General features: G+C 36.2%; 23 protein-coding genes. All 23 read right to left on the bottom strand.

Annotated elements, in window-relative coordinates; all coding sequences use genetic code 11:
* Positions 1 to 275 (bottom strand): translation initiation factor IF-2 N-terminal domain-containing protein (locus KE503_RS08670; RefSeq protein WP_212385018.1); only part of this gene is annotated, 275 nt, incomplete at its 3' end.
* Positions 276 to 295: 20 nt separating this feature from the next.
* On the bottom strand, positions 296 to 595 hold the full coding sequence (locus KE503_RS08675; protein WP_022374300.1) for a L7Ae/L30e/S12e/Gadd45 family ribosomal protein: 300 nt from the start codon (positions 593 to 595) through the stop codon (positions 296 to 298).
* Complete coding sequence (gene rnpM, locus KE503_RS08680) at positions 588 to 857, bottom strand: RNase P modulator RnpM (protein ID WP_022374301.1); 270 nt, start codon at positions 855 to 857, stop codon at positions 588 to 590. The genes KE503_RS08675 and rnpM overlap by 8 nt, the downstream gene beginning before the upstream one ends.
* Before the next feature lie 21 nt (positions 858 to 878).
* Entirely contained in the window at positions 879 to 2,069 is a 1,191-nt protein-coding gene (gene nusA, locus KE503_RS08685; RefSeq protein ID WP_055197172.1) for a transcription termination factor NusA, read from the bottom strand.
* A 15-nt stretch (positions 2,070 to 2,084) separates the two neighbouring features.
* The gene (rimP, locus tag KE503_RS08690) at positions 2,085 to 2,549 is read right to left on the bottom strand and encodes a ribosome maturation factor RimP (protein WP_022374303.1); all 465 of its coding nucleotides are present in this window, start codon (positions 2,547 to 2,549) and stop codon (positions 2,085 to 2,087) included.
* 147 nt (positions 2,550 to 2,696) lie between these two features.
* Positions 2,697 to 7,109, bottom strand: a complete 4,413-nt coding sequence (locus tag KE503_RS08695) for a PolC-type DNA polymerase III (RefSeq protein ID WP_212385019.1) — start codon at positions 7,107 to 7,109, stop codon at positions 2,697 to 2,699.
* Between the two features lies 1 nt (position 7,110).
* Positions 7,111 to 8,172 (bottom strand): flavodoxin-dependent (E)-4-hydroxy-3-methylbut-2-enyl-diphosphate synthase, encoded by a 1,062-nt coding sequence (ispG, locus tag KE503_RS08700; protein ID WP_212385020.1) that lies wholly within the window; start codon positions 8,170 to 8,172, stop codon positions 7,111 to 7,113.
* A gap of 12 nt (positions 8,173 to 8,184) precedes the next feature.
* Entirely contained in the window at positions 8,185 to 9,216 is a 1,032-nt protein-coding gene (gene rseP / locus KE503_RS08705; RefSeq protein ID WP_022374306.1) for an RIP metalloprotease RseP, read from the bottom strand.
* A 4-nt stretch (positions 9,217 to 9,220) separates the two neighbouring features.
* On the bottom strand, positions 9,221 to 10,360 hold the full coding sequence (locus tag KE503_RS08710; protein WP_117944844.1) for a 1-deoxy-D-xylulose-5-phosphate reductoisomerase: 1,140 nt from the start codon (positions 10,358 to 10,360) through the stop codon (positions 9,221 to 9,223).
* Position 10,361: 1 nt separating this feature from the next.
* Positions 10,362 to 11,174, bottom strand: a complete 813-nt coding sequence (locus KE503_RS08715) for a phosphatidate cytidylyltransferase (RefSeq protein WP_055197166.1) — start codon at positions 11,172 to 11,174, stop codon at positions 10,362 to 10,364.
* Between the two features lie 4 nt (positions 11,175 to 11,178).
* Complete coding sequence (locus KE503_RS08720) at positions 11,179 to 11,886, bottom strand: isoprenyl transferase (protein ID WP_212385021.1); 708 nt, start codon at positions 11,884 to 11,886, stop codon at positions 11,179 to 11,181.
* An 87-nt stretch (positions 11,887 to 11,973) separates the two neighbouring features.
* Entirely contained in the window at positions 11,974 to 12,519 is a 546-nt protein-coding gene (frr, locus tag KE503_RS08725) for a ribosome recycling factor (protein WP_212385022.1), read from the bottom strand.
* A gap of 23 nt (positions 12,520 to 12,542) precedes the next feature.
* The gene (gene pyrH / locus KE503_RS08730) at positions 12,543 to 13,238 is read right to left on the bottom strand and encodes a UMP kinase (protein WP_055197212.1); all 696 of its coding nucleotides are present in this window, start codon (positions 13,236 to 13,238) and stop codon (positions 12,543 to 12,545) included.
* A gap of 159 nt (positions 13,239 to 13,397) precedes the next feature.
* Positions 13,398 to 13,910, bottom strand: a complete 513-nt coding sequence (locus tag KE503_RS08735; RefSeq protein ID WP_022374312.1) for a CarD family transcriptional regulator — start codon at positions 13,908 to 13,910, stop codon at positions 13,398 to 13,400.
* A 117-nt stretch (positions 13,911 to 14,027) separates the two neighbouring features.
* On the bottom strand, positions 14,028 to 14,378 hold the full coding sequence (locus KE503_RS08740) for an Hpt domain-containing protein (RefSeq protein ID WP_212385023.1): 351 nt from the start codon (positions 14,376 to 14,378) through the stop codon (positions 14,028 to 14,030).
* Positions 14,379 to 14,471: 93 nt separating this feature from the next.
* A complete protein-coding gene (locus KE503_RS08745) occupies positions 14,472 to 18,965 on the bottom strand; it encodes an acyl-CoA dehydratase activase (protein WP_212385024.1) in 4,494 nt (1,497 codons plus the stop codon).
* Positions 18,966 to 19,067: 102 nt separating this feature from the next.
* Positions 19,068 to 19,598: a M48 family metallopeptidase gene (locus KE503_RS08750; protein WP_212385025.1), complete on the bottom strand. Its 531-nt coding sequence runs from the start codon at positions 19,596 to 19,598 to the stop codon at positions 19,068 to 19,070.
* Entirely contained in the window at positions 19,595 to 21,178 is a 1,584-nt protein-coding gene (locus tag KE503_RS08755) for an ABC1 kinase family protein (protein ID WP_055197160.1), read from the bottom strand. The genes KE503_RS08750 and KE503_RS08755 overlap by 4 nt, the downstream gene beginning before the upstream one ends.
* Positions 21,179 to 21,194: 16 nt before the next feature.
* Complete coding sequence (locus KE503_RS08760) at positions 21,195 to 21,584, bottom strand: hypothetical protein (protein WP_055197158.1); 390 nt, start codon at positions 21,582 to 21,584, stop codon at positions 21,195 to 21,197.
* 54 nt (positions 21,585 to 21,638) lie between these two features.
* Positions 21,639 to 22,079 (bottom strand): D-aminoacyl-tRNA deacylase, encoded by a 441-nt coding sequence (gene dtd / locus KE503_RS08765; protein ID WP_022374318.1) that lies wholly within the window; start codon positions 22,077 to 22,079, stop codon positions 21,639 to 21,641.
* 109 nt (positions 22,080 to 22,188) lie between these two features.
* Complete coding sequence (gene ilvC / locus KE503_RS08770) at positions 22,189 to 23,205, bottom strand: ketol-acid reductoisomerase (RefSeq protein ID WP_022374319.1); 1,017 nt, start codon at positions 23,203 to 23,205, stop codon at positions 22,189 to 22,191.
* A gap of 58 nt (positions 23,206 to 23,263) precedes the next feature.
* Positions 23,264 to 23,761: an acetolactate synthase small subunit gene (gene ilvN, locus KE503_RS08775; protein WP_022374320.1), complete on the bottom strand. Its 498-nt coding sequence runs from the start codon at positions 23,759 to 23,761 to the stop codon at positions 23,264 to 23,266.
* Between the two features lie 163 nt (positions 23,762 to 23,924).
* Entirely contained in the window at positions 23,925 to 25,181 is a 1,257-nt protein-coding gene (locus KE503_RS08780; RefSeq protein ID WP_212385026.1) for an LCP family protein, read from the bottom strand.
* Positions 25,182 to 25,204: the final 23 nt, after the last annotated feature.

Raw genomic sequence — 25,204 nt, forward strand, 5'->3', positions numbered from 1 at the left:
TCCATATTCTGTGCTTTTTTATTATCTTTTCTCTTTGAATTTTCCTGTTTCTTTGAATTTTCCTGTTTCTTTGAATTTTCCTGTTTCTTTGAATTGTTATTCTGTTTTGCTTCTTTCTTTGGTTTCAATGCATTATCAATCATTTTGATCTGCTCATCTCCTATGGTACTCATATGGTTTTTTACTTCCACATGATTGGCTTTCAAAATTTCTAAAATTTCTTTATTGTCTTTATTATATTTTTTTGCAATTTCGTAGACTCTGAATTTTGCCATAAATATACCTCCTGTGATTTTTATTTATCAAGCTGTTTTAAAAGAGCATCAGCAAATCCCTGATCGGTTACCGCGATGGAAGCTCGAAACTCCTTTCCAATCGCATGCCCAAGCTCCTCTTTTAATCCTCCGCAATAAAAAGGTACCTGATAATGTTTACACTGATTCGCAAACATCTTTTTTGTATTATCGGAAGCATCATTGGCTACAATGACAAGAGTCGCTGCCTTTTTCCTGACTGCTTCTCTTGTGGCAAATTCTCCGCTGACCAGATTTCCTGATCTAAATGCAAGACCAAGAAGAGATAACACTTTATTCATAAAGTTTTTCCATCTCCTTTTTTAATGTCTCATAGACTGATTCCGGTACAGCCATCTTAAAAGAACGATCCAATCCCTTTTTCTTAAATGCTTGTTTTAAGCATTCTGGATCAGGGCAGATATATGCCCCTCTCCCATTTTTCTTTCCAGTCACATCAAGACTTATTTTACCTTCTTTTGATCTCACGATCCGGACTAATTGATTCTTTTCTTTTAATTCACCGCATCCGATACATTTTCTCGTTGGAATTTTTCGATTCATTTTATCACCTGCTGATATTTTCTATTCTTCGATATCCTCTGCATCGAAATCTTCAACAGCTTCTTCTGTATCTTCTACATCTTCTGTGAAATCGTCATTGATTTCTTCATTATCAAAAAGATCTTCTTCAATTTCAAAATCATCTGTTTCTGGTTCCTCACTGGCTTTTGCTGCTTCTTGGGCAGCCTGTGATTCACTCTTAATATCAATCTTGTATCCTGTTAATCTTGCAGCAAGTCTCGCATTCTGTCCCTCCTTACCAATTGCTAATGATAATTGATAATCTGGAACTACAACTTCTGCACTCTTTTCTTCTACATCAACTGCTACAGAAACAACTTTTGATGGACTTAATGCATTCTCGATGAATACACAAGGGTCTTCATTCCAATTGATGATGTCGATCTTCTCACCTTTTAAATCATTTACGATCGCGTTTACTCTGGCACCATTTAATCCAACACATGCTCCAACAGGATCTACATTCTTATCATTAGACCATACAGCCATCTTTGTTCTTGATCCAGCTTCGCGAACGATGTTTTTGATTTCAACTGTTCCGTCCTGGATTTCTGCAACTTCTTTTTCAAACAGACGTTTTACAAGATCTGGATGTGTTCTTGAAACAAGAATACGTGGGCCACGATTTGTCTCTTTTACTTCTACAATGTAAAGTTTGATTCTTTCTGTTGGTTTAAATACTTCACCTTTGATCTGCTCAGATTTCATTAGGAGAGCATCTGTTTTATCATCTAAGCTTACACTTACATTCTCTCCAACATAACGCTGTACAACACCTGTTACGATATCTTTTTCTTTACAGTAGAAATGATCGTATACAACTCTTCTTTCTTCTTCTTTAATCTTCTGTACGATCACGCTTCTTGCATGCATTGCTGCAATACGTCCAAAATCTTTTGGTGTGATTTCGATTCTTACAGTATCCCCAAGATTTAAATTCTTATCAATAGCCTTTGCCTTTCCAAGACTGATCTCAAGTGCAGGATCGTAAACTTCATCTACAACTTCTTTGATCGCATAGACATAGATATCTCCTGTTTCACGATCCATATTAACTACAACGTTATCTGCACTTCCAAAATCTCTTTTACATGCAGCAAGCAGGGAATTTTCAATGGCTTCCATGATAACGTCTTTATCAATACCTTTTTCCTTTTCCAACTGATTTAATGCCGCAATTAATTCACTCATTCTCTTTCTTCCTCCTTAAAAATCTAACGACAAACGAGCACTTGCAATGCTCTTTTTCTCAAATGTAATATCCTGATCTTCGACTGTAAGTACAATCTGATCTTCTGTGTTTTCTTTTAAAATACCAGTAAATTCCTTCTGTTTGTCAATTGCTTTATAAAGCTTGATATCAATGGACTTTCCAACACTTCTTACGTAATCTTTTTCTTTTTTTAGTGGTCTTCCAAGTCCTGGAGAACTTACTTCTAAAATGTATGCATCTTCAATAAAATCTTCTGCATCTAGTTTCTCTTCTAAGCTTCGACTGATCAGTACACAATCATCAATTGCGATCCCGCCTTCTTTATCTGCATAAACTCTTAGATACCAGTTTGCCCCTTCTTTGACATATTCTACATCCACCAGTTCAAAATTGTTGGCTTCAATGATCGGTAATACTAGTTCTTCTGTTTTTGTTTCAATATCAACTCGTCTTGCCAATGTATCAACCCTTTCTTTTGTAGTGTTATTTCTTCATTGTTACACAAAATAGGAGTGGACATCTGCCCACTCCTAAGTCATTTTTTCTTAAGCTATATTTAGTTTAACATGAAAAATATCTCTTGACAAGAGTTTTTTCACATATTCTCAAAGAAAATTAAAACTTAACTGGTCTGTATCTGAAAGATCCCCCATGATTCCTAATTCCTTCATTTTATCAATACATGCCTGCGGTGCCTTGGTGCGATTTCTGAAGTTTTCTAAGGAAGTAAACTGTTCTCCCTTGGCTGCTTCTTCTACCTGCTGCGCCGCTTTTTCTCCCATTCCGTCGATACTTGTAAGTGCTGGCATGATCTTGCCATCAATTACCTGAAAATCTTTTGCTTTTGCTTTGTAAATATCTAATGGCCAGAATTCATAGCCTCTCGCGTACATTTCATCTGCGATCTTCATTTCTCGTAACAGGTCAAGGTCGGCATTCTTTACTTCATGCTTTGGTGTGTTTTTGATGATTCTCATCTTTTCATCTAAATGTTCTTTTCCAAGGCACATATCTTCATACGAAAATGCTTTCGCACGAATACTAAAATATGCTGCATAATATGCCAGTGGATGATACACCTTATACCATGCGATTCTCCATGCCATCATAACATAAGCTGCCGCATGGGCTTTTGGGAACATATATTTAATCTGTTTACAAGACCAGATGTACCAGTCTGGTACGTTATGATCTCTCATCATCTGCTCCTGTTCATCCGTTAGTCCCTTTCCTTTTCGGACGCCTTCCATGATCTTAAAGGATGCCTCTTGTTCCAGTCCCTGGTTGATCAAATATACCATGATATCATCTCGACAACAAATTGCAGTGGAAATCACTGCATCTCCATTCTCAATCAATGTCTGGGCATTTCCAAGCCATACATCAGTTCCATGAGACAAACCAGAAATACGGACAAGATCAGAAAAGCTCTGTGGATGCGTATCCTGAAGCATCTGAATTACAAAGTCTGTACCAAACTCTGGAACTCCAAGTGATCCAAGTGGCGTTCCATCAATATCTTCTGGCGTGATTCCTAATGTTTCTGTTCCATGGAACAATCCCATAACACCTTTATCATCCATTGGGATCGTTTGCGCATCAATTCCTGTGATATCTTCCATTCTTCGGATCATAGACGGATCGTCATGTCCAAGAATATCTAGTTTTAACAGATTCTGGTCAATGGAATGATATTCAAAATGGGTTGTGATGATCGGTGTATTCATATCATTTGCCGGATGCTGTACTGCTGTAAAATCATAAATTTCTTTATCATGAGGCACTACAATGATTCCACCTGGATGCTGACCGGTTGTTCTCTTAACTCCAGTGCATCCAAGAGCTAATCTTTCAATCTCACAGCGACGTTTTGTAATCCCTCGTTCTTCCAGATATTTCAATACATAACCATATGCCGTTTTTTCTGCAAGTGTACCAATTGTTCCTGCACGAAATGCTTTTCCCTTTCCGAAGATAACTTCCACATAAGCATGAGCTTTTCCCTGATATTCTCCAGAAAAGTTTAAGTCAATATCCGGCTCTTTATTTCCTTTAAATCCAAGGAATGTCTCAAAGGGGATATCCTGTCCTTCTTTTGTCATCTTTGTTCCACACTTTGGGCAATATGCATCTGGCATATCAAATCCAGACATACCCATCTTTGCATATTTCTGTACTTGTTCCGAATCAAAATCTACATAATGACATTCCGGACAAATATAATGTGCTGGCAACGGATTTACTTCTGTGATTCCTGACATTGTTGCTGCAAAAGAAGATCCTACCGATCCTCGTGACCCTACCAGATATCCATGATCATTAGAATCCCACACCAGTTTTTGCGCAATGATGTACATTACCGCATATCCATTTCCAATGATAGAATTTAACTCTTTTTCCAGACGGCTTGTCACTCGCTCTGGAAGATCTTCTCCATAAATTTCATGGGCCCTCTTATAACAAATCTCTCTCAGTGTTTTATCTGAATTCGGGATAACTGGCGGGCATTTATCTGGATGGATCGGAGATATATTTTCAATCATATCGTTAATCTTATTGGTATTGGTAATTACAACTTCTTTTGCTTTCTCACTTCCTAGATATGCAAACTCATCTAACATTTCCTGCGTTGTTCTAAAATAAAGCGGTGCCTGTTTGTCCGCATCTTTAAACCCTTTTCCAGCTAATAAAATAGAACGATAGATCGCATCATCTGGATTCAAGAAATGTACATCACAAGTTGCAACAACCGGCTTATGGAATTGTTCTCCAAGATCCACGATCTTTTGATTCAATCTCTGAATATCTTCAACTGAATTTACATTCTCCACTCGCTCTGATTCGATCATAAATTCGTTATTGCCAACTGGCTGAATCTCCAAATAATCATAAAATGATACAATATTGGCAATCGTTTCATCAGAGCGCTCATCCAATAATGCCTGATATAATTCTCCCGCTTCACATGCAGAACCAATGATCAGCCCATCTCTGTATTTATTGATCAGAGATTTTGGCATTCTTGGTCGACGGTTAAAATAATTCAAATGTGATTCCGATACTAAACGATTTAAGTTTACACGACCTGTATTATTCTTTACAAGGATAATCCCATGATACATACGACCTTTTTTAATTAGATCAACATTATCATTTGCAAATTCATTAACCTGATCAAGATCTGTAATGCCTTTTTCTTTTAACATAGAAATAAATTCTACAAAAATCTTTCCTGTTGCTGTCGCATCATCAACTGCCCTATGATGTGTTTCTAGTATAATATTTAAATGTTTACAGATATTATCCAATGTAAATTTACCAAGATGTCCCATCAAACATCTTGCAAGTCCTAGTGTATCTACGACTGTATAATCATATGGCAGATTTAATCTTTTGGCATTTTCATGAATGAATCCAGTATCAAATCCTGCATTATGTGCAACCAGAACAGATCCCTCGCAGAATTTTAAAAACTGCGGAAGAATCTCTTCAATTGTTCCAGCATCTTTCACCATGCCATCTGTGATTGTTGTCAGCTGTGTGATCTTATATGGAATTGGGCACTCTGGATTGACAAATTCACTGAATGTTTCTTTAATCTCTCCTCCAATGACTCTGACAGCACCAATTTCTATAATTCGATCATTCACACTGTTAAATCCTGTTGTTTCAATGTCAAATACAACATAACTGTCCATTAATGACTGTCCTTTTGAATCAATGATCAGATCTCCAAGGTCATCAACAAAATATCCTTCTACACCATAAATGATCTTAAATGGATCGTCTTCTTTTAATTTCAGATCTTCATACGCATGACGTGCAATTGGAAATCCCTGTAAAACTCCGTGGTCTGTAATTGCAACTGCTGGATGTCCCCATTCATAAGCACGATTTACAATATCTTTGATCTGTACCACACTATCATTATCACTCATTACAGTATGAAGATGTAATTCCACACGTTTCTCCATCGATGTATCCTGACGTTTTTCCCTAAAATCTGTGATAGCTTTAATTCCTGCGACTGAACCAAGTGCAATCTCATGATCAAATTTATCATACATTGCAACTGCTTTGATACGATAGAACTTACCTTTTTTGAGCCCGTCCAAAATATCCGGAAGCTGTTCATTTCGAACAAAAATCTTACAACTGATCGTATCTGTAAAGTCTGTAATATGGAAAATAATAATTGTCTTTTCATTTCGGATTTCTCTAGTCTCAAGAAATGTAATCTGGCCATGAACTACAACTTCACCAATTTCATCATAGATATCTTTAATTTCCATTAACTCACCATCACAATTTCGGCCATATAACAGTGTTGGATCATCTGAATATTTTGGTTTCTTCTTAAACGTATGTTCTTTTTTTGTAACTGCCGCTTTTTTTCTAGCTTTCTTCTCTTCTTTTTGTTCTTTCTCCACCGTATCTGCATGTTCCACAATTGTATGAATTTCCTGCTGTAAGCGATAATTGCTTTCCATCTTAAGACTCTGATCAATTGTTTTAGAAAAATCAAATCCGACTTTCGCGTCAATCGAAAAACGATTTTTTAAAATTGTTTCAAAAAAGTCTTTGATTTCTGGTGCTTTATTTCGATTTACAAAAGTATCTTCAAAATAAAATGTGATCACATTATCAGAAACTTTATAATCTCCTTTTCTTACAACATTAAAAATAACCTCCCCTTTGCCTTTTAACTCAAAGAGGAAGCTTTTCATGTAATGCTCCATTAGATATTTGAGATTATATTGTTCGGATAAATGATAACTTTCCTGAAAACGAATCTTTACAAAACGTTTTGAAAACAGCTGTTCTCTGATTGTTCGTTCCATTCTCCATGTATCAACTCTTGAAATCAGATGATCACATTGAAAAGAGATCTTAAGCATATTGTCTCTTTTCTTTAATGTGATTTCTTTAATATTTGCGTCTTCAAACAATGATCTTACATCGTCTGAAACTTTCAGATCCGGGAACACACTGAAAAATGGTTTCGTTGTCACTTCCATTTTATTCACCCCAGTGTTCTAATTCGTATCTTAAAGTATTAAGCAGTTCATCTTCTGGTACTTTACGGATGACTTCACCTTTCTTGATCAAAAGTCCTTCTCCATTACCACCCGCAATTCCTACATCTGCTTCTTTAGCTTCTCCTGGTCCATTTACAACGCAACCCATAACTGCAACCTTAAGATTCAGATCTTCAAAATCTGCAGCCATTGTTTCTACCTGATTTGCAAGTGAAATCAGATCAATATTTGTACGTCCACAAGTTGGACAAGATACAACCTCAATTCCTCCTGTTCGAAGTCCCAACGTCTTCAAAATCAATTTTGCACTTGCAATCTCATTGACAGGATCTCCTGTTAATGAGACACGGATGGTATCACCAATTCCCTGATTTAAAATGATTCCAAGACCAACGGCTGACTTAATATTACCACTAAAGACAGTTCCTGCTTCCGTGATTCCTACATGTAGTGGATAATCAATTTTCTCTGCAACCAGACGATATGCCTCTGCACACATTAAAACATCTGATGATTTAATGCTGACTACCATATCATGAAAATCGTATTTTTCAAGCATTGCCACTTTATCTAATGCACTTTCTACCAATCCTTGTGCTGTCACTCCATTGTATTTTTTGACTAATGGTTTTTCTAGTGATCCACTGTTTACACCAACACGAATTGGCACATGATATTTCTTTGCCGTTTCTACGACCTTGCGGATGTTTTCTTCACAACCAATATTTCCTGGATTAATGCGGATCTTATCTGCACCATGTTCCATCGCCGCAATCGCAAGTTTATAATCAAAATGAATGTCTGCAACTAGCGGAATATGAATTTCTTTCTTAATTTCTGTAAATGCTTCTGCAGCTTTCATTGTTGGGACGGTACAGCGAATAATCTGACATCCTGCCTTCTCAAGAGCAAGAATCTGTTTGACTGTCGCTTCTATATCCTCTGTCTTTGTATTAGTCATAGACTGGATAGCAATCGGATTGCCTCCTCCAATCTTAACATCTCCAATTGAAATAACTCTTGTCTGATTTCTTGTATACATGCAAATCCCCCTTTACATGAAAATCTTTACAATATCCTGGTACATTACAATTACCATTAAAAGCATCAGTAAAATCAATCCTGCAGTGTGTACCAACGCTTCCATATTCTGTGGCACTGCCTTACCTGTTATTGCTTCAATGATCAAAAATAATAAACGTCCACCATCCAATGCTGGTAATGGCAAAAGATTCATAACACCCAGATTTGCACTGATCAAAATGATCCAGTTTGCCATTGTCAAAAATACTGTTTTAAGTCCATAAGCAGCTGCCTGTGTATATTGATCTCCAACCGTCTTTACAATTCCTACTGGTCCAGAGAGATCTTTTACTCCAAGTTTTTGTGAGACTAGCATTTTTACGCTCTTTAATGTAATCTTCACTTGCAGTCCAACTTCACGAAAACTGTATTCAAGCGTCTTTAACGGATTGACTTTCTGATATCCACTCCATGTAATTCCGATCATATACTGTGATCTTTCCTTGTTATACATTGGTGTTACCTCAATGTTTTTTTCTTCTCCATCTCTTACTATAGTAATCGGAATTTTATCTCCAGCATAATCTAAATACATATAATAAGAAAATTCTCGATAATTATGAATCTTCTTTCCATCAACTTTTGTCATTATATCTCCAGCCTTGATTCCTGACTCATATGCTGGAGAATTATTTTCCACCTGTGAAATCTTTGGAATATCAACTCCTGACATTCCGATCACGATCAATGAAAATACAAATGCCAGAATAAAATTAAAGAATGGTCCACCAAAAATAACTGCCATCCTTGCCCAGACAGATTTATTATTAAATGCATTCTCACCTGGACGTTCTTCATCTTCCCCCATCATACATGCCCCGCCAAAAGGCAACAGCTTTATAGAATAAAATGTATCGCCAACTTGTTTCCCTATGATCGTTGGCCCAAGTCCAATACAAAATTCATCTACTTGAATTCCATTTTTCTTTGCGATCAAAAAATGTCCAAATTCGTGTACAATGATAATAATTCCAAAAATTAAAATTGCAATGATAATATTCAATGATTTACCTGCTTTCTATATGTTCATATACCCATTGTTCTGTCTCTAACACTTCCTCAAGTGATGGATTAGGAAGCACTTTATGGGCATCCATTGCATCCTCAATGATGTCATAAATATCCAAAAATTTAATTTTGTGATCTAAAAATAATGCAACTGCTTTTTCATTTGCAGCATTTAACACTGTCGGCATACTTCCACCAATTCTACCAGCTTTATATGCATATGGAAGTCCTTTTAGAACATCAACCGGTGGCTCTTCGAAAGTAATTTCTTTTAACTTTGCAAAATCAAGACGCTCTCCTTCCAGATAACGATGTTCTGGATAAAACAGTGCATACTGAACTGGAAGTTTCATATCTGGTGTTCCCATCTGTGCAATAACACTTCCATCTTTATACTGAATCATGGAATGAATAATACTTTTTGGTTGGACAACAACATGAATATCATCAAAATCTACATCAAACAGCCAATTTGCTTCTAATACTTCAAGTCCTTTATTTACCAATGTTGCAGAATCGATCGTAATCTTATGTCCCATCGACCAGTTCGGATGTTTTAATGCGTCTTCCACTGTTACATTCCTTAATTCATCTGTTGTTTTTTTACGGAATGGTCCACCAGATGCCGTAATGATCAATGAATCAAGATCTTTTTCATTTCCACTTTGAAGACATTGAAAAATTGCTGAATGTTCACTGTCTATCGGATAAATAGAAACACCTAATTCATCCGCCAAAGGCATGATGATATGACCAGCTGTAACTAACGTCTCTTTATTCGCCAGCCCAATATCTTTTCCTGCCTTCATTGCAGCAATCGTTGGACGAATTCCAATCATTCCAACAATTGCTGTTACAACGATCGAACACTGTTTCTCTGTTGCTACTTCTAATAAACCATCCATTCCTGCATAAACTTTAATATCCATATCAGCAAGACGAACTCTTAATTCTTCTGCCTTTTGCTCATTATATACTGCTACCACAGATGGTTTAAATTCTCTTGCTTGTTTTTCCAAAAGATCAATACTTGTTGCGGCAGCCAATGCTGTAACTTTCAAATCTTTGTTACTGCGTACAACATCTAATGTCTGACTTCCGATCGAACCTGTTGACCCTATGATTGAAATATACTTCACTCTAGATTGCTCCTCCTGAAATCATAACTGTTAGATAATAAATAACTGGTGCAATAAAAATAATACTGTCAAAACGATCAAGAATTCCTCCATGACCAGGAATCAATGTACCATAATCTTTAATTCCTGAATCTCTTTTGATCGCAGATGCTGCTAAATCTCCAATTACAGAAACTGCTCCGCCAAGTCCACAAATAACAGGGAACATTGTAACCGGATTAAAGCTAAATCTGATATATGTGTTTAAGTACATTCCATATAATCCACCAAGAATTGCTGCACCAACAATTCCTCCAATCAGTCCTTCAATGCTCTTCTTAGGACTTAAGATTGGAGACATCTTATGTTTACCGATCAGCATTCCTGTACAATATGCTAAAGTATCATTTCCCCATGCAGCAAGGAATAATAATACAACAAACTCTCCTCCATTTTGTAATTCACGGATCTGATAAATAAAGGACATCATAACCCCTACATATACAAATCCAAAAAACGCTGCCATCATCTGATCTACTTTATATTTTGGAAAACGTACAACATAACATCCCAGTAAAAAAATTAAAAATAAAATAATGATAGCCGTTGTCCACTGTTCTAGATCAAAAAATAATGCAACATAATAAAGAATCGTTCCCGTATAACCGATCACAGCCAAGGATGATTTCTCAATATGATAAATTCTTAGAATCTCGCTGTATCCAATCAATGCAACGATCAATGTCATTGCAAATGTAACAACACCGCCCATATATAAACCAAATGCTGCGATCAGTACTAAGATGATTCCACTGATCAGTCTCTGCTTAAACATAAATTTATATTCCTCCAAATCTGCGATCACGTCCATTATAATACTCAATCGCCTTTATTAATTCTTTTTTATTAAAATCTGGCCATAGCACATCCGTAAAATAAAACTCTGTATATGCTAACTGCCATAACATAAAGTTTGATAATCTTTCTTCTCCACTCGTACGGATCATCAAATCTGGATCTGGTAGTTCTTTTGTATCCAGATATCCTTTAAATACTTCCTCTGTGATCGCATCTTTTAAAAGATTTCCATTCTCAAGATCTTCCGCCATATGTCTCATAGCACGAACCATCTCGTCACGACTTCCATAATTTAACGCAATTGTAAAATTAATTCCTGTATTATCTTTGGATGCCTTTTCAAGTTCAATGATCTTTTCCTGCAGATCTTCTGACAATCCTGTAATATCCCCGATCACTCTGACTTTCATATTATTTTTATTTGCACGCTTAATGCATGTTTTTAAATAATCACGAAGTAATTTCATCAGTGCATTCACTTCATCCTGAGGGCGCTTCCAGTTTTCTGTTGAAAATGCATATACCGTAAGATATTTAATTCCAAGATCATGTGCATCTTCGATAATCTGTTCTACCACTTTACTTCCTTGTCTGTGCCCCATATTTCTAGGCAGATGACGTTTCTTTGCCCATCTTCCATTTCCATCTAAGATAATCGCCACATGCTGTGGAATATTTAAATTCTCCATTCAGACCTCCTATATCTTATTATAAATCTGTTTCATGTTCACATGAAACAAAACAGGGCTGAGATTTCAACCCTGTTGATGATTCGATTAAACTGTCATGATTTCTTTTGATTTAGCTTCAACAGCTTCATCAATCTGTTTGATGTATTTATCTGTCATCTTCTGTACTTTATCTTCTTCATCTTTTGCCTGATCTTCATTTAATTCTCCGGCTTTATTCTGTTTCTTGACAAAGTCATTCGCATCACGACGGATATTTCTAACAGCTACTTTTGCTTCTTCTCCACGTTTCTTAACATCTTTTGCAAGTTCTTTTCTTCGCTCTTCTGTAAGATCTGGGAAGTTTAATCTGATTGCTTTACCGTCATTTGTTGGTGTGATTCCGATATCTGATACTAAGATTGCTTTTTCAATCTCTTTTAATAAGTTTGGCTCCCATGGCTGAATCATAATTGTTCTTGCCTCTGGCACAGAAACATTTCCAACCTGTGCTACTGGAGTTGCAACTCCATAATAATCAACTTTTACCTTGTCCAATACGTGTGGATTCGCACGTCCTGCACGGATTGACATAAAGTCATTCGTCATACTGTCTAAAGATTTCTGCATCTTGTCTTCAAATTGTTTTAACATGTTTCTTTCGTCCTCCTAATTTATCAAACGGTTACATAAGTTCCGTTGAATTTACCTTTCATTAAATTCTCAATACTGTTTTCTTCATTTAATCCAAATACAGCTAATGGCATCTTATTCTCAAGACACATAATAGTTGCTGTCAGATCGATAACTCCTAATTTCTGATCTAGTACTTCTTCCATTGTGATACTATCGTATTTCACTGCATCCTTATTCACTGCAGGGTCACTATCATAGACACCATCAATAGATTTTGCTAACAAAATAGCATCTGCTTCAATCTCAATCGCACGAAGTGCTGTTGCTGTATCTGTTGAAAAATAAGGATGCCCTGTTCCTCCCGCAAAAAATACAACTTTACCTTCATTCAAAGCTTTCACTGCTTTGTCTTTTGAGAATAACTCTGTAAATGCTCCACACACAAATGGCGTATATACTTCTGTCTCCATTCCAGCAGTTCTGAATGCATCTGATACATAAATACAGTTCATGACTGTTGCAAGCATTCCAATCTGGTCAGCTTTTGTACGTTCCATACTTTCGCTTGTGCGGCCTCTCCAAAAATTTCCTCCTCCGATAACAATTGCTACCTGAAGTCCTTCATCTACCAATGTCTTTACCTGGCGTGCTGCATCTGCACAAGTTGCCTCGTCAAATCCTGTCTTCTTATCCCCGGCAAGTGCTTCACCGCTTAATTTTAAAAGTACACGTTTCATATCTTTTAAATCTTTCATTGATCTACCTCTTTTGTTCTTTCTTTGCCAAATCACTATGTGAAATTATATCATATCATCAAGAAAAGAACAACTATAAAAAGAAGGACCTCTTCCAAGATAGAAAAGATCCTTTTACATTTGTTGATTTTTTATATTTTCTTAAGTTGTTGCCATCTCTTTCATATTCGTACGAAAAAGATCTTCAACCTCATTCTTTGAAAGTTTAAGTACATAGGAAATCTCTGAAAATAAAATATTCTCTGCTATTTTTAAATAACGTTCATCTGTCGATGGGAAATTCTTTCCACTCAAAAGTCTGGATCTCTTGCGTTTCAAAAGTGACTTTACAAGTCTTAAAATTTCTCTAAAATCACAGCCTCTGACACACTGTTTATAATTATCTTCTCTGAATTTTTCTTTCGTAATCTCAAAATCTTCCAATTCATTAAATTCATTGAGATAAGATTTGATCTCATTTGAAGATAATAACTTGCGCATCTTTGTCTTCTTATTATCAACTGGAGTAAATATCTCACGGTCTTCCTTATGATATGGTCTTAAAATATAATACAGTTTATCGCCTGGCACTCCATCCATATCCATGGTTGTCACTTTTTCAACTTTGCAAACACCTGTGCTTCCATAAACAATATACTCGCCTTGTTCAAACATTCATCTCATCCTTTCTATCTATTTGGCAAGTTTTCATAATATCTAAACAAATTCCTATATTCCTATTTTAACACAAGGTTTTTCAAATTTCTAATAATTTTTTCTACATTATCCAATTTAATCCAATTTTTGAATAGCATCTACAACTTTTTGATATTCTTTCTCGATTTCGTCAATCACTGGCAATACAGTTTCCTTTTCTCCTGCACGGATCATATCTACTGCCTTTGCACTTTTTTGCTGTAACTGTGTAAATTCAAGATTGCTTGCGATTCCCTTCATCGTATGAGTTGCTCTTAAAATCTCATCATAATCCATCTTCTCAACAGATTCTTTAATCTGTTTATATGTTGGATCCTCCAAAAATTTGCGAACAAATTTCTCGACCAGTTTTTGATTCCCCATCATACGACTACTTACATTTTCATAGTTTTCATCAATACTATCATAAAATTCCTGAATATCCATGACCTTTCTCCTCCTTATCAAATATATCTCCTAGTTTTATAATCCCCATAATTATATCATATTTTACATAATTCAACAAATCAATTTCTGTCTTTATACACCAGAAGTTTTTCCAACATTATAACTCTTTCCTCGATAATTTTTATCTTCTGTCTGTGTATAATGATGGCTTCTTCTATGATCACGTTCTTCATTTTCTTCAAGAATTTCCTGTTTTGCATTCATAACTAGCATCTGAAGCCTGTTTTCAATATTCGCAAAACTTACATCCGGATCATAATCCAGTGGAAGAATCTGTGCATTTGGATACATTTCTTTTAATTTTTTTGAAATTCCTCTTCCGACAACGTGATTTGGAAGACATCCAAACGGTTGTAAGATCAAGAAATATCTACATCCATGTTCTGCATGATGAATGATCTCTCCTGGAATCAAAACGCCTTCTCCCGCATCAAATGTATGATGAATCACCGGATCACTTGCTTTTACCAGTTCATCCATGCGAATTGCCGGCTTATACAATGGATGATTCTTTGCAATCGAATCTGTCAGACTATGTGCAAGATCAAAGAAAGTATCCGCTGTCCTAAACCATATTTTCTGATCGATTGGTTTATTTAAGTGATATTCTTTTATCTGAGCATCCTGATAAAAATATGTTTTTCTGATTACATCCGTCATTCTTGCTTCAATAATCTCAAATCCATTATCTTCCAGATACCTTTCAATGTCATGATTGGCACCTGGATGAAAATTCAAAAGATATTCTCCCACGATCAGAATCTGCGGTTTCAGGTTTGATCTGTCATAAGATATATTCTTCATAATATTGATTGCTTCTTTAAATCCTTTTCTTGCCCCATGGACACCAGATTTTTCAAGTCCCTCGATCACACAGTCTAACGCTTTATCAAATGCTTTATCTGCACTTCCTTTGACCGTCTCATAAGGACGAATCTTTCGCAGTAATTCTTCCAGCACATCGATTATCGGCAGCGCAAATGCAATTTTTACAGAGGATGCAAGATTTAACTTAAATCCTGGATGCATGTTATGAGAATCCACATCGTCATTTGTGAGAATCGGAACATTTTCATATCCTGCATCATCCAATGCTTTTCTAAGTAATGCTCCGTAATGTGTCAAACGGCAGTCACCCACATATTTTGCCATGACAACTGCAACATCTTTTCCATTATACTTTCCACTTTCAAGTGCTGCTAATGCTTCCCCGATTACAACCTGTGCCGGGAAACAAATATCATTATGTACATATCGTTTTCCCAGGCGGATTGCATCTTCTCGCCCGATATCCAATGATACTGCTCGAATTCCTTGACCTTTTAATGCAGCCGTCATAATTCGGCAAAATGCATGAGATGTATTTGGTACTAATGCAATCTTTTCTTTTTTATCCTGTTTTGTAAATTTGACTGCATATGGCTCCTGTAATTCATGTACATTAAGTTTCTTTTGTTTCTCTCTTCCCATCTTGACAGTTTCCAAAAACGAACGGACACGAATTCCGAGTGGTCCCTGATTATCACTTTCATCTACTTTCAATATCAGTGGTGTCTTGCCAGAAATCTCTTTCATCATTCTTGTGATCTCATCGGATAAATAAGCGTCATGTCCGCAACCAAAACTTACAAGCTGTACATACTCAAGATGTTCACTTTGTGCTGCAAGGATCGCAGATGACAGCATTCTTGCATGATAGTTATTTACTATATCAATGCGGCTTTTAGACAGTTGTGTTTTGTTCACTTCTGGCAGTGAATCTGCAGTTAATACTGCAATTCCTGCCTTTATAAACATTTTAGAAAGATCATGGTTTACCAATGTATCATTCTGGTATGGACGTGAAGCCAAAACAACTGCAAAGCTGTCTTTTTCTTCTACATCATCTAAGATTTTCTGTCCACGTTTCTTTAGCTGTTCCTCAAAAGATTTCTGTGCAAGATCTCCTGCCCTCATTGCTTCAAGCACTTCTTCTTTTGAAATATGATATTCATCCTGCATATATGCAAGCAGCTGACGCTGTCTGTCTTTCTTCGTATGCCAGTGAAATAATGGTGCATCAAATGGAACATTCCATTTATCCTGTGGATTATCGGAGTTTCTGATAACAATTGGATATCCTTTCACAACAGCACACATAGATTCACTTGTTTTTTCTGTATTCTCTGGTGGTACTGTTGTGATCGATGGCATAAAGATTCTGTCTACATGATATTTTTTCACTAGATTTCTAAGATGGCCATGAACTAACTTAGCTGGGAAACATACGGTATCTGAAGTTACTGCTGATAATCCACTTTCATAAATCTCTCTTGTACTTTCATCGGATAACTGCACATTGTATCCCAAAGTTTTGAAAAATGTAGTCCAAAATGGCATCGTATCCCAATAGGAAAGCACTCTTGGAATTCCAATCGTAATATTCCTCTCCTTCTTTGGCGTTGGGTATGGATATTCTTTAAATAATAATTGCTTACGTTCTTCAAATAAATCTGGAACACTTTTATTTTTCTTAATGGTTTCTTTTAGTTTTTTAGATACTTCCGTATTCTTTGGATCACCGATGATCTCACCTTTTTCACAACGATTGTTTGTTACCCATGAATTTCCATTTGAGAACTGTACGATCGTTCTCTGGCAATGGTTAGTACAGAACGGACAAGGTGCATTTGCCTCCTGTGTATATGAAAATGTATCAAGATCTGTAAGATCCCATGCTTTCACACTTTCCGGATCCTTTTCATACTGTTCCTTAGCAATCAGTCCTACACCAATAGCTCCCATGATTCCAGGGTATGGTGCTCTTACCACTTCACGTCCTACATATTCTTCCATTGCACGTAAGACTGCATCATTTTCAAAAGTTCCACCCTGTACAACAATCTTCTTTCCTAAAGAATCAAGATTTGATACACGGATTACCTTTGTAAATACATTTTGAATGATAGATCGACATAATCCAGCCATGATATCTTCTGGATTCTTTCCGTTTCTCTGTTCCGTAATGATACTACTATTCATAAATACCGTACAACGGCTTCCTAAAACAGCTGGATTTTTTGATGAAAATGCTTTGTCTGCGATTTCTTTTGTTTGAATATGTAAAGATGAAGCAAAGTTTTCAAGGAAGGATCCACATCCGGAAGAACATGCTTCATTTAGCAGGATATTTGTAATAACTCCATCTTCCAGCCAGATTGCCTTCATATCCTGTCCGCCAATATCCAGAATAAAAGAGGCATCTTTTACATATTTCTCAGAAGCTCTTGTATGGGCAACTGTTTCTACTGTGTGGCATGGAATTTCAAACGCTTTGGAAAACAGCATTTCCCCATATCCTGTTGTTCCAGCGGAAAGGATCTCAAGTTTCGCTCCTACATCTTCATATCGTTTTCTTAAACAAATCAGTGCATCTTTAGCAACTTTTAGTGGATCTCCTTCATTCGGTGCATAAAAAGAATCAAGAATTTCTTCCTGTTCATCAAGCAATACAAACTTGGTTGTTGTACTTCCAGCATCAATTCCAAGGAAACATCTTACTGTTTCACCTTTTTTAGGCCGCTTCCATGTTACCTTTTTCTTCTGATGTGCTTTTTTAAATTTTTCTTTTTCTTCTTTGGACGCAAAAAACGGTACCGCAGCTTCTCCTGATATGTGTGCATTATTTCTCTGTGCACTTTCTAAAGTTTCTAAAAGTTTATCAACATCTTTTGCCTTACTGTCTGAGAACATCTTCTCCAAAGACAGCGCTGCTCCATATGCGATCATTAATTCTGAATGCTCTGGACAAAGGATTTCTTCTTTCTTAAGTTCCAGACGTTCTGCAAACACTTTTACCAATGTCGGATGGAAAGTTAATGGTCCACCTTCAAATGCAACAGGTTTTTTGATCTCAAGACCTTGTGCAAGTCCTCCAATCGTCTGCTTTGCGATTGCATGAAATGCTGACAATGCAAGATCCTCCTTGGCTACACCCTGATTTAACAGTGGCTGAATATCTGTTTTTGCGTAAACACCACATCTTCCTGAAATATCATAAAGATGTGTTCCTTTTTGCGCTAATTCATTAAAATGTTCCACTGGAACTTTTAATACAGATGCAATCTCATCAATAAATGCTCCCGTTCCACCTGCACAGCTTCCATTCATTCGCATATCTGCAACACTCTGTGGCTGTCCATTTTCAGAATCTTTAAAAAAGATCATCTTCGCATCCTGTCCACCTAATTCGATTGCCGTTCCTACTTTCTGAAATTTATCCTGCAAAGCAATCGCATTCGCAGCAACTTCCTGTACAAATGGTACTTTCAAAATAGAAGAAACTGGTTTTGCTCCAGAACCTGTCAGACACAATCTGATCTTTTTTTGTTTTATATGACTGCAAAACTCTTTAATACTTTTGATCACACTAGCAATCTGATTTGCATGATGTCTTGCATAATCAGAAAATAACAGCTGATGATCATGATCAGCATCAAGCGCTACTATTTTCGTTGTCGTAGACCCAACGTCGATTCCAACTAGTATATTCTGTTCGTTTGGTTTTGTTATCTCTTTATTCATCATTCGTTATCATCTTATCTCCTTCTTTTGAGCTTTACATTTTATCATAACGCAAAATTTCAAAAAATGTAAGATAAAAATTCGTTTTTAGCACTTTCTTCACAATCAAACGTTGAGCTTTTTCTTCCGATTTTCCCAGTCAGGAAGGTATAAAGCCATAAAATAATAAAATCTCTCATTATGACTTGGCTCTAGCAAATGACATAATTCATGAACTAACACATACTCTATACATTCTTCTGGTTTTGCTGCCAACTGAAGATTTATTCGAATCTTTTTACTGTGAATGCTGCAGCTTCCCCATCTGGTTTTCATATTCCGGATCATAAAACCAGTGCAATGAACTCCCATTACAGGTTCCCATTTCATTGCATATTCTATAATCTTATTTTCCAGCCACTTTCGCTGTTCTATCGAAATCTCCTTTTGTTGAAATGTTTTTTGATTCTTCATTTTTTCATGATTTTTCAAAATCCATTGTTCTTTCTTCTTAAGGAATCGAAAAACCTCTTCATCAGAGATTCTCATCGGTACAGTGACAAGAACATCTCCCTTCGGAGGTTTGATATAAATATTCATATTTTTAATTTTTCTACGCTGAATCTCAATCTTTATGTTTCCCATCTGTGTTATCATTTCCTATGTCTTCCTTTTTGTATGATCATTTTAATCAGCAAATAAATAACAATAACTAATCCCGTAATAAAACCAGCCACACTAATATATGGCATTCCATCAATTCTTGGAGTAACATCACTTAAACATAGTAAAGCAGAGCTAAACCATAGCGCCATAACGATCAATGTAAGAATCAAATGATCCATTCCTTTTTTCATATCACGTCTTACTTCATCCATCTGTGATGACTCAAGATTAATCCTTACTTGTCCATTCTTCGTGATATTCAATAGATCTGATATCTGTGCTGGAATCTCCAAAGATTTTTTAGATGATCCATAAATATCTCTTAATGCGTGTTTTACTTCTCTCTTAGGATCAATCTCATTTATCATGTTCGCAGACATATATGATGTCAAAATCTTGATCATATTTACTTGTGGTGAACAAAGTTTTAAGGTTCCTTCCATCGTTACCATACTTCTTGCTAATAACGTAATGTCTGAATCGATTGCTATCTTATGTTTCTTCAGCAAGTCCAGTGCATCTTCCATCAACTCGCCAAGATCCATGGTTCCAAAATCCATGTTCATGTACTTGCCGACCATATCATCAAGATCTGTATATAAACTAGCATGATCTATCTTCTGTGTTGCTTTGCCAAATGATAAAAATGCATTCTTAAGCTCATAGATGTCATTCTTTAAGATCGCTGTAATCGCACGTTTCATGATTGCACGATAATGTTCTGATAAGTTTCCTGCCATTCCAAGATCAAGCCATACGATCTGCCCTTCACTGATCCATAGATTCCCTGGATGTGGATCTGCATGAAAAAATCCATCTGAAAGAATCTGCTTGCAATAGTTCTGTGCTGTTTTCTGTCCGATTTCATAACGATCATATCCTTCTTCGTCCAATTCTTTAATATGATCGATCTGTATTCCATCTATATAACTCATAACAAGAAGATGACGATTCGAATATTCTTTATATACTTTCGGGCAGGTTACATATCTGACATCTTCCTGATTCTTATAAAATCGTTCTAGATGCTGTGCTTCCTTAATAAAGTCCATCTCTTCCTTGGAAGTCTCCCAAAGTTCATCGATCACTTTCCTAAAGTCAATGAGATCTCCTGTTCCTGTTGCAAAATTTAAAAATCCAGAGGCCTTCTTAAGTAATGTAAGATCTTCTTCCATTATCTGCTTGATATTTGGCCTCTGAATCTTTAATACAACTTTCTTTTTATCTTTCAACACAGCTTTATGAACCTGTGCAATTGATGCACATCCGATTGGTTCTTTGTTAATCTTCTGAAAAATCTCATTTGGTTCTTTATGAAGTTCTTTCTTAAGAATCCCCCATACAGTATTAAAATCCATTGGCTTTACATCCGTGCGAAGTCTTGCAAGTTCTTTACAGTAACGCTCTGGCAGTATATCTGAACGCATTGACATAATCTGTCCAAGCTTTACATACGTCGGCCCAAGATCTTCTAAAATTCCACATAATTTAACTGGATCAATCCCTTGTGTCACTTTATGTTCTTTTAATACATGAAGAATCTCCTTTAGTCTCCCTGTTTCCTGTTTCATAAAAACCTCTTTTTAATCATTCCAGATCTTCTGCTGCTTCTGAATTGATTGATTCTTCCCCAAAATCCATTGTTTCAGATTCTTCACTTTCCATTTCCTGTTTTTCTTCCTGAAGTGCTTCTGCCTTTGCAATTCGTTCTTTTAACAACTCAAGATCTTCTGCTGACATCTCATCAACGCATTCAAACGCATCATCGTATTTTTTTGTGACTTCTACAGAAACATGTTCTTTTACTTTCTTTTTTGCATTATGCTTAAGTTCCTGATTCAGAACTTTTCCCTGCTCTACGGTCTGTTCGCCTTTTTCGATCATTTTCTCAACGATGTCTTTTGTAACTTCAGCCGTTGTAGCCACTGCACCTACACTTGCCAAAAATGCCTTTTTAATTCCATTTGTCAAATCCATAACGTCATCATCCTTTCTTAAAAAATATAATCATTTGTTATATTTATTTTACCACTACAAATCTTCAAGAACAACCGTAAATGGACCATCATTTATCAAAGAAACTTCCATATGTGCCCCAAATACTCCTGTCTGCACGATATCTATTTCTTTTTTACATTCACCAATGATATATTCATATAACTGCTCCGCTTTTTGAGGATTTCCAGCTTGTGTAAAACTAGGACGGTTTCCTTTATTACAACTTGCATAGAGTGTAAACTGAGATACCAATAGCAACTCTCCTCCTACATCTTTTAGAGAAAGGTTTGTTTTCCCATTCTCATCTTCGAAAATGCGTAAATTGATCATTTTTCTAATATATTTATCTGCTTCTTCTTTTGTATCTTCGTGGCCGACTCCGATCAAAACCAGATACCCATTTTTTATCTTTCCAGTATATTCACCATCTACTTTTACAGATGCTTCTTTTACTCTTTGAATCACAAATTTCATTAATCTTCTTCCTTCCCGGCACATAACTGTCTATATAATTTTATAAAAGAAAAAGATCAGAAATCTAAAATCTCTGATCTTTTATATTCTTATGTAAGATAAACAAAATCTAGTTGTTGATTAATTTATCTTCATTACTCCAGCTATATAAGCTACGGATTTCTTTTCCGACTACTTCAGACTGATGTTCAGAAGCTAATTTTCTCATAGCTTTGAAGTGAACCTGAGATCCAGCATCAGACATATCTAATAAGAAGTCTTTTGCGAATGTTCCGTCCTGGATATCAGAAAGAATCTGTTTCATAGCTTTCTTAGTATCTTCTGTGACAATTTTTGGTCCTGTGATGTAATCACCATATTCAGCTGTGTTAGAGATAGAATATCTCATTCCTTCGAATCCTGACTGATAGATTAAGTCTACGATCAGTTTCATTTCATGGATACATTCGAAGTAAGCGTTTCTTGGGTCATATCCAGCTTCTACTAATGTTTCGAAACCAGCCTGCATTAATGCACAAACACCACCGCAAAGTACTGCCTGTTCTCCGAAAAGGTCTGTTTCTGTTTCTGTTCTAAATGTTGTTTCAAGAACACCAGCTCTTGCTCCACCAATTCCTAAAGAATAAGCAAGTGCTAAGTCTAATGCTTTACCTGTAGCATCCTGTTCAACAGCTACTAAGCAAGGAGTTCCTTTTCCTGCCTGATATTCGCTTCTTACTGTATGTCCTGGTGCTTTAGGGGCGATCATAGTTACATCTACATCTTTTGGAGGTGTGATGCATCCGAAATGAATATTGAAACCATGAGCGAACATTAACATGTTTCCTGGCTCTAAGTTTGGTTCGATGCTTTCTTTGTATAATTTAGCCTGTTTTTCATCGTTGATCAGAATCATGATGATATCAGCTTTCTTGGCAGCTTCTGCAGATGTGAACACTTCAAATCCCTGTTCTTCTGCTCTCTTCCAAGATTTGCTTCCTTCATAAAGACCGATGATAACATTGCATCCAGACTCTTTTAAGTTAAGGGCATGTGCATGTCCCTGACTTCCGTAACCGATAATAGCGATGGTTTTTCCATCTAACAGTGATAAGTTACAGTCTTCTTGATAATAAATCTTTGCCATTTTTCATTCCTCCATTTTTTGGCTTATATAGTAAGGGTCATGACCCATTACTTGTAAATTAAAATACGTGGGAATTGTCTTCCCCTCTTGATAAACCAGTGATTCCTGTTCTCACAAGTTCAATCACTTCAAAATCACTGATCAAATTGATAAATGCTTCAATTTTATTCACATTACCCGTTAACTCGATCATCAAGTTATCTTTAGATACATCCACAACTTTTGCTCTGAAAATATCTGCGATCGTGACAACTTCCTGTTTCACTGCCTTATTTGCACGAACCTTCGCAAGAATCAATTCTCTGCAAACAGACTTGCTATTCTCCAGTTCAAAAATCTTTACGACATCTTCCAGCTTGGAAAGTTGATTCTTGATCTGTTTTAAAATCATATCATCACCACTAACCGCAATCGTAATTCTTGAAAACTTCTGATCCTGTGTTGTGCATGCTGTGATACTGTCTATATTATACCCTCTTCTTGTAAATAAACCAGAAATTCGGCTTAATACTCCGGGAGTATTCTCTACTAAAATAGAAAGAACAATCTGTCGCATATCTTTTATTTCCTTTCCTTTTCTTATTCCATCACCGTAATGGTATATTACAGGGTATTGGTAACTTTTTTTATTCTACCAATTATACAAATATGTGTCAAGGAAGAATGTAGCTCTAACCACCATTCTTTCTTGACACATTTTCATTTTAATTGCTTTTAATTTATTCTTCTTCACCTGCAGGTTTCGAAGGTTTCGACTCTGTTGCAACTGTAGTATGATGCTCTGCTGTAGTAACCCTTGATGTCGAAGGTTCTGAAGTTGTACTTTCTGTACTTCGATGATAAGTACTTTTGCTCTCTGTTGCATAAGTTGATCTTCTTGTTGTGTAGTCACTTGTATCAATATTATAATTTGAACGATAACTACTTGTACTTGACGTACTGGATGTTGAATCAGAAGATGCACTTCCATATCCAAACATTTCTACATTTGAAGTTCCACCATATTCTTTTGCCCAGTCTTTTTCTGTTCCTTTATCAAACAAGAAATATTTAAGGGCTGCTTTGTTTGCTTTAAAGTTTGTAAAGAATACAAACATATTACTCTGTGCACGTCCCATCTTATAAGTGCCTTCCACTGGGACCCTCATCTGATCGATCTCCGTTGTTCCCATTTTCACAACTTTTAATACAAGTGTTTTTAAATAGCTTGCATTCATATCTGTTGACACATCTTTTAATGCTTCAAGCGCAATATCTGCAATTGTTGTTGGGCTCTGCTGTAATACTTTATTCAAAGCTGCCTGAAGAACTGCTCTCTGACGACCCGTTCTTCCAAAATCTCCATCTCCGTATTTCTTAGATACAACATAACGTACTCTGGCATAACCTAATGCCTGATTTCCATTTAATGTCTGTTTACCAACTTTCACATTACGATATTTCTTCTTTGAAATATAGTTTGTTGTATTTAAGTATTTTGCTTCTTTCTCTTCTAATGAAATCTCAATTCCGCCAACTTTATTGATAACTTTCTCAAATGTTGAGAAATCAACAACACAATAATTATCAATCTTAATTCCAAAATTCTTCGCGATCGTCTTATACAATAACTCGACTCCTCCAAATGCATATGCCGCATTGAGTTTGTTGTGTCCATGACCTGGAATCTCAACATACATATCTCTCATCAATGATGTAAGTTTTAATTCTTTGCTCTTAAAATTCACAGTAGCGATCATAATACTGTCTGAACGTCCATGATCTCCCTTAATAGCACCATGGTCAGATCCTACAAGTAAAATATTCACAACATCTTTGTTAAACGTAAGATTATCTCCAACATCAACCGAATTTAATGATTTTCCCTGATTCACAGATGCTTCTAATCGTGCATCATAATATCCAAGCATTCCTCCAACGGCAATTCCGATTATCAGAAAAATACTCAGGATAATCTTAAACTTTCTAATCTTCATTCGTGTCCTCCTCGCAATTGACT

Origin of the sequence: Anaerostipes sp. Marseille-Q3525 (assembly GCF_018223505.1) — a bacterium.
Classification (GTDB): Bacteria; Bacillota; Clostridia; order Lachnospirales; family Lachnospiraceae; genus Anaerostipes; species Anaerostipes amylophilus.

What these genes read in the sequence shown, in the direction of transcription:
- KE503_RS08675 (WP_022374300.1), bottom strand. Translation starts at nt 595, where the DNA reads ATGAATAAAGTGTTATCTCTTCTTGGTCTTGCATTTAGATCAGGAAAT.
- rnpM (WP_022374301.1), bottom strand. Translation starts at nt 857, where the DNA reads ATGAATCGAAAAATTCCAACGAGAAAATGTATCGGATGCGGTGAATTA.
- nusA (WP_055197172.1), bottom strand. Translation starts at nt 2,069, where the DNA reads ATGAGTGAATTAATTGCGGCATTAAATCAGTTGGAAAAGGAAAAAGGT.
- KE503_RS08695 (WP_212385019.1), bottom strand. Translation starts at nt 7,109, where the DNA reads ATGGAAGTGACAACGAAACCATTTTTCAGTGTGTTCCCGGATCTGAAA.
- ispG (WP_212385020.1), bottom strand. Translation starts at nt 8,172, where the DNA reads ATGTATACAAGAAATCAGACAAGAGTTATTTCAATTGGAGATGTTAAG.
- KE503_RS08715 (WP_055197166.1), bottom strand. Translation starts at nt 11,174, where the DNA reads ATGTTTAAGCAGAGACTGATCAGTGGAATCATCTTAGTACTGATCGCA.
- KE503_RS08720 (WP_212385021.1), bottom strand. Translation starts at nt 11,886, where the DNA reads ATGGAGAATTTAAATATTCCACAGCATGTGGCGATTATCTTAGATGGA.
- frr (WP_212385022.1), bottom strand. Translation starts at nt 12,519, where the DNA reads ATGTTAAAACAATTTGAAGACAAGATGCAGAAATCTTTAGACAGTATG.
- pyrH (WP_055197212.1), bottom strand. Translation starts at nt 13,238, where the DNA reads ATGAAACGTGTACTTTTAAAATTAAGCGGTGAAGCACTTGCCGGGGAT.
- KE503_RS08735 (WP_022374312.1), bottom strand. Translation starts at nt 13,910, where the DNA reads ATGTTTGAACAAGGCGAGTATATTGTTTATGGAAGCACAGGTGTTTGC.
- KE503_RS08740 (WP_212385023.1), bottom strand. Translation starts at nt 14,378, where the DNA reads ATGGATATTCAGGAATTTTATGATAGTATTGATGAAAACTATGAAAAT.
- KE503_RS08745 (WP_212385024.1), bottom strand. Translation starts at nt 18,965, where the DNA reads ATGATGAATAAAGAGATAACAAAACCAAACGAACAGAATATACTAGTT.
- KE503_RS08750 (WP_212385025.1), bottom strand. Translation starts at nt 19,598, where the DNA reads ATGATAACACAGATGGGAAACATAAAGATTGAGATTCAGCGTAGAAAA.
- KE503_RS08755 (WP_055197160.1), bottom strand. Translation starts at nt 21,178, where the DNA reads ATGAAACAGGAAACAGGGAGACTAAAGGAGATTCTTCATGTATTAAAA.
- KE503_RS08760 (WP_055197158.1), bottom strand. Translation starts at nt 21,584, where the DNA reads ATGGATTTGACAAATGGAATTAAAAAGGCATTTTTGGCAAGTGTAGGT.
- dtd (WP_022374318.1), bottom strand. Translation starts at nt 22,079, where the DNA reads ATGAAATTTGTGATTCAAAGAGTAAAAGAAGCATCTGTAAAAGTAGAT.
- ilvC (WP_022374319.1), bottom strand. Translation starts at nt 23,205, where the DNA reads ATGGCAAAGATTTATTATCAAGAAGACTGTAACTTATCACTGTTAGAT.
- ilvN (WP_022374320.1), bottom strand. Translation starts at nt 23,761, where the DNA reads ATGCGACAGATTGTTCTTTCTATTTTAGTAGAGAATACTCCCGGAGTA.
- KE503_RS08780 (WP_212385026.1), bottom strand. Translation starts at nt 25,181, where the DNA reads ATGAAGATTAGAAAGTTTAAGATTATCCTGAGTATTTTTCTGATAATC.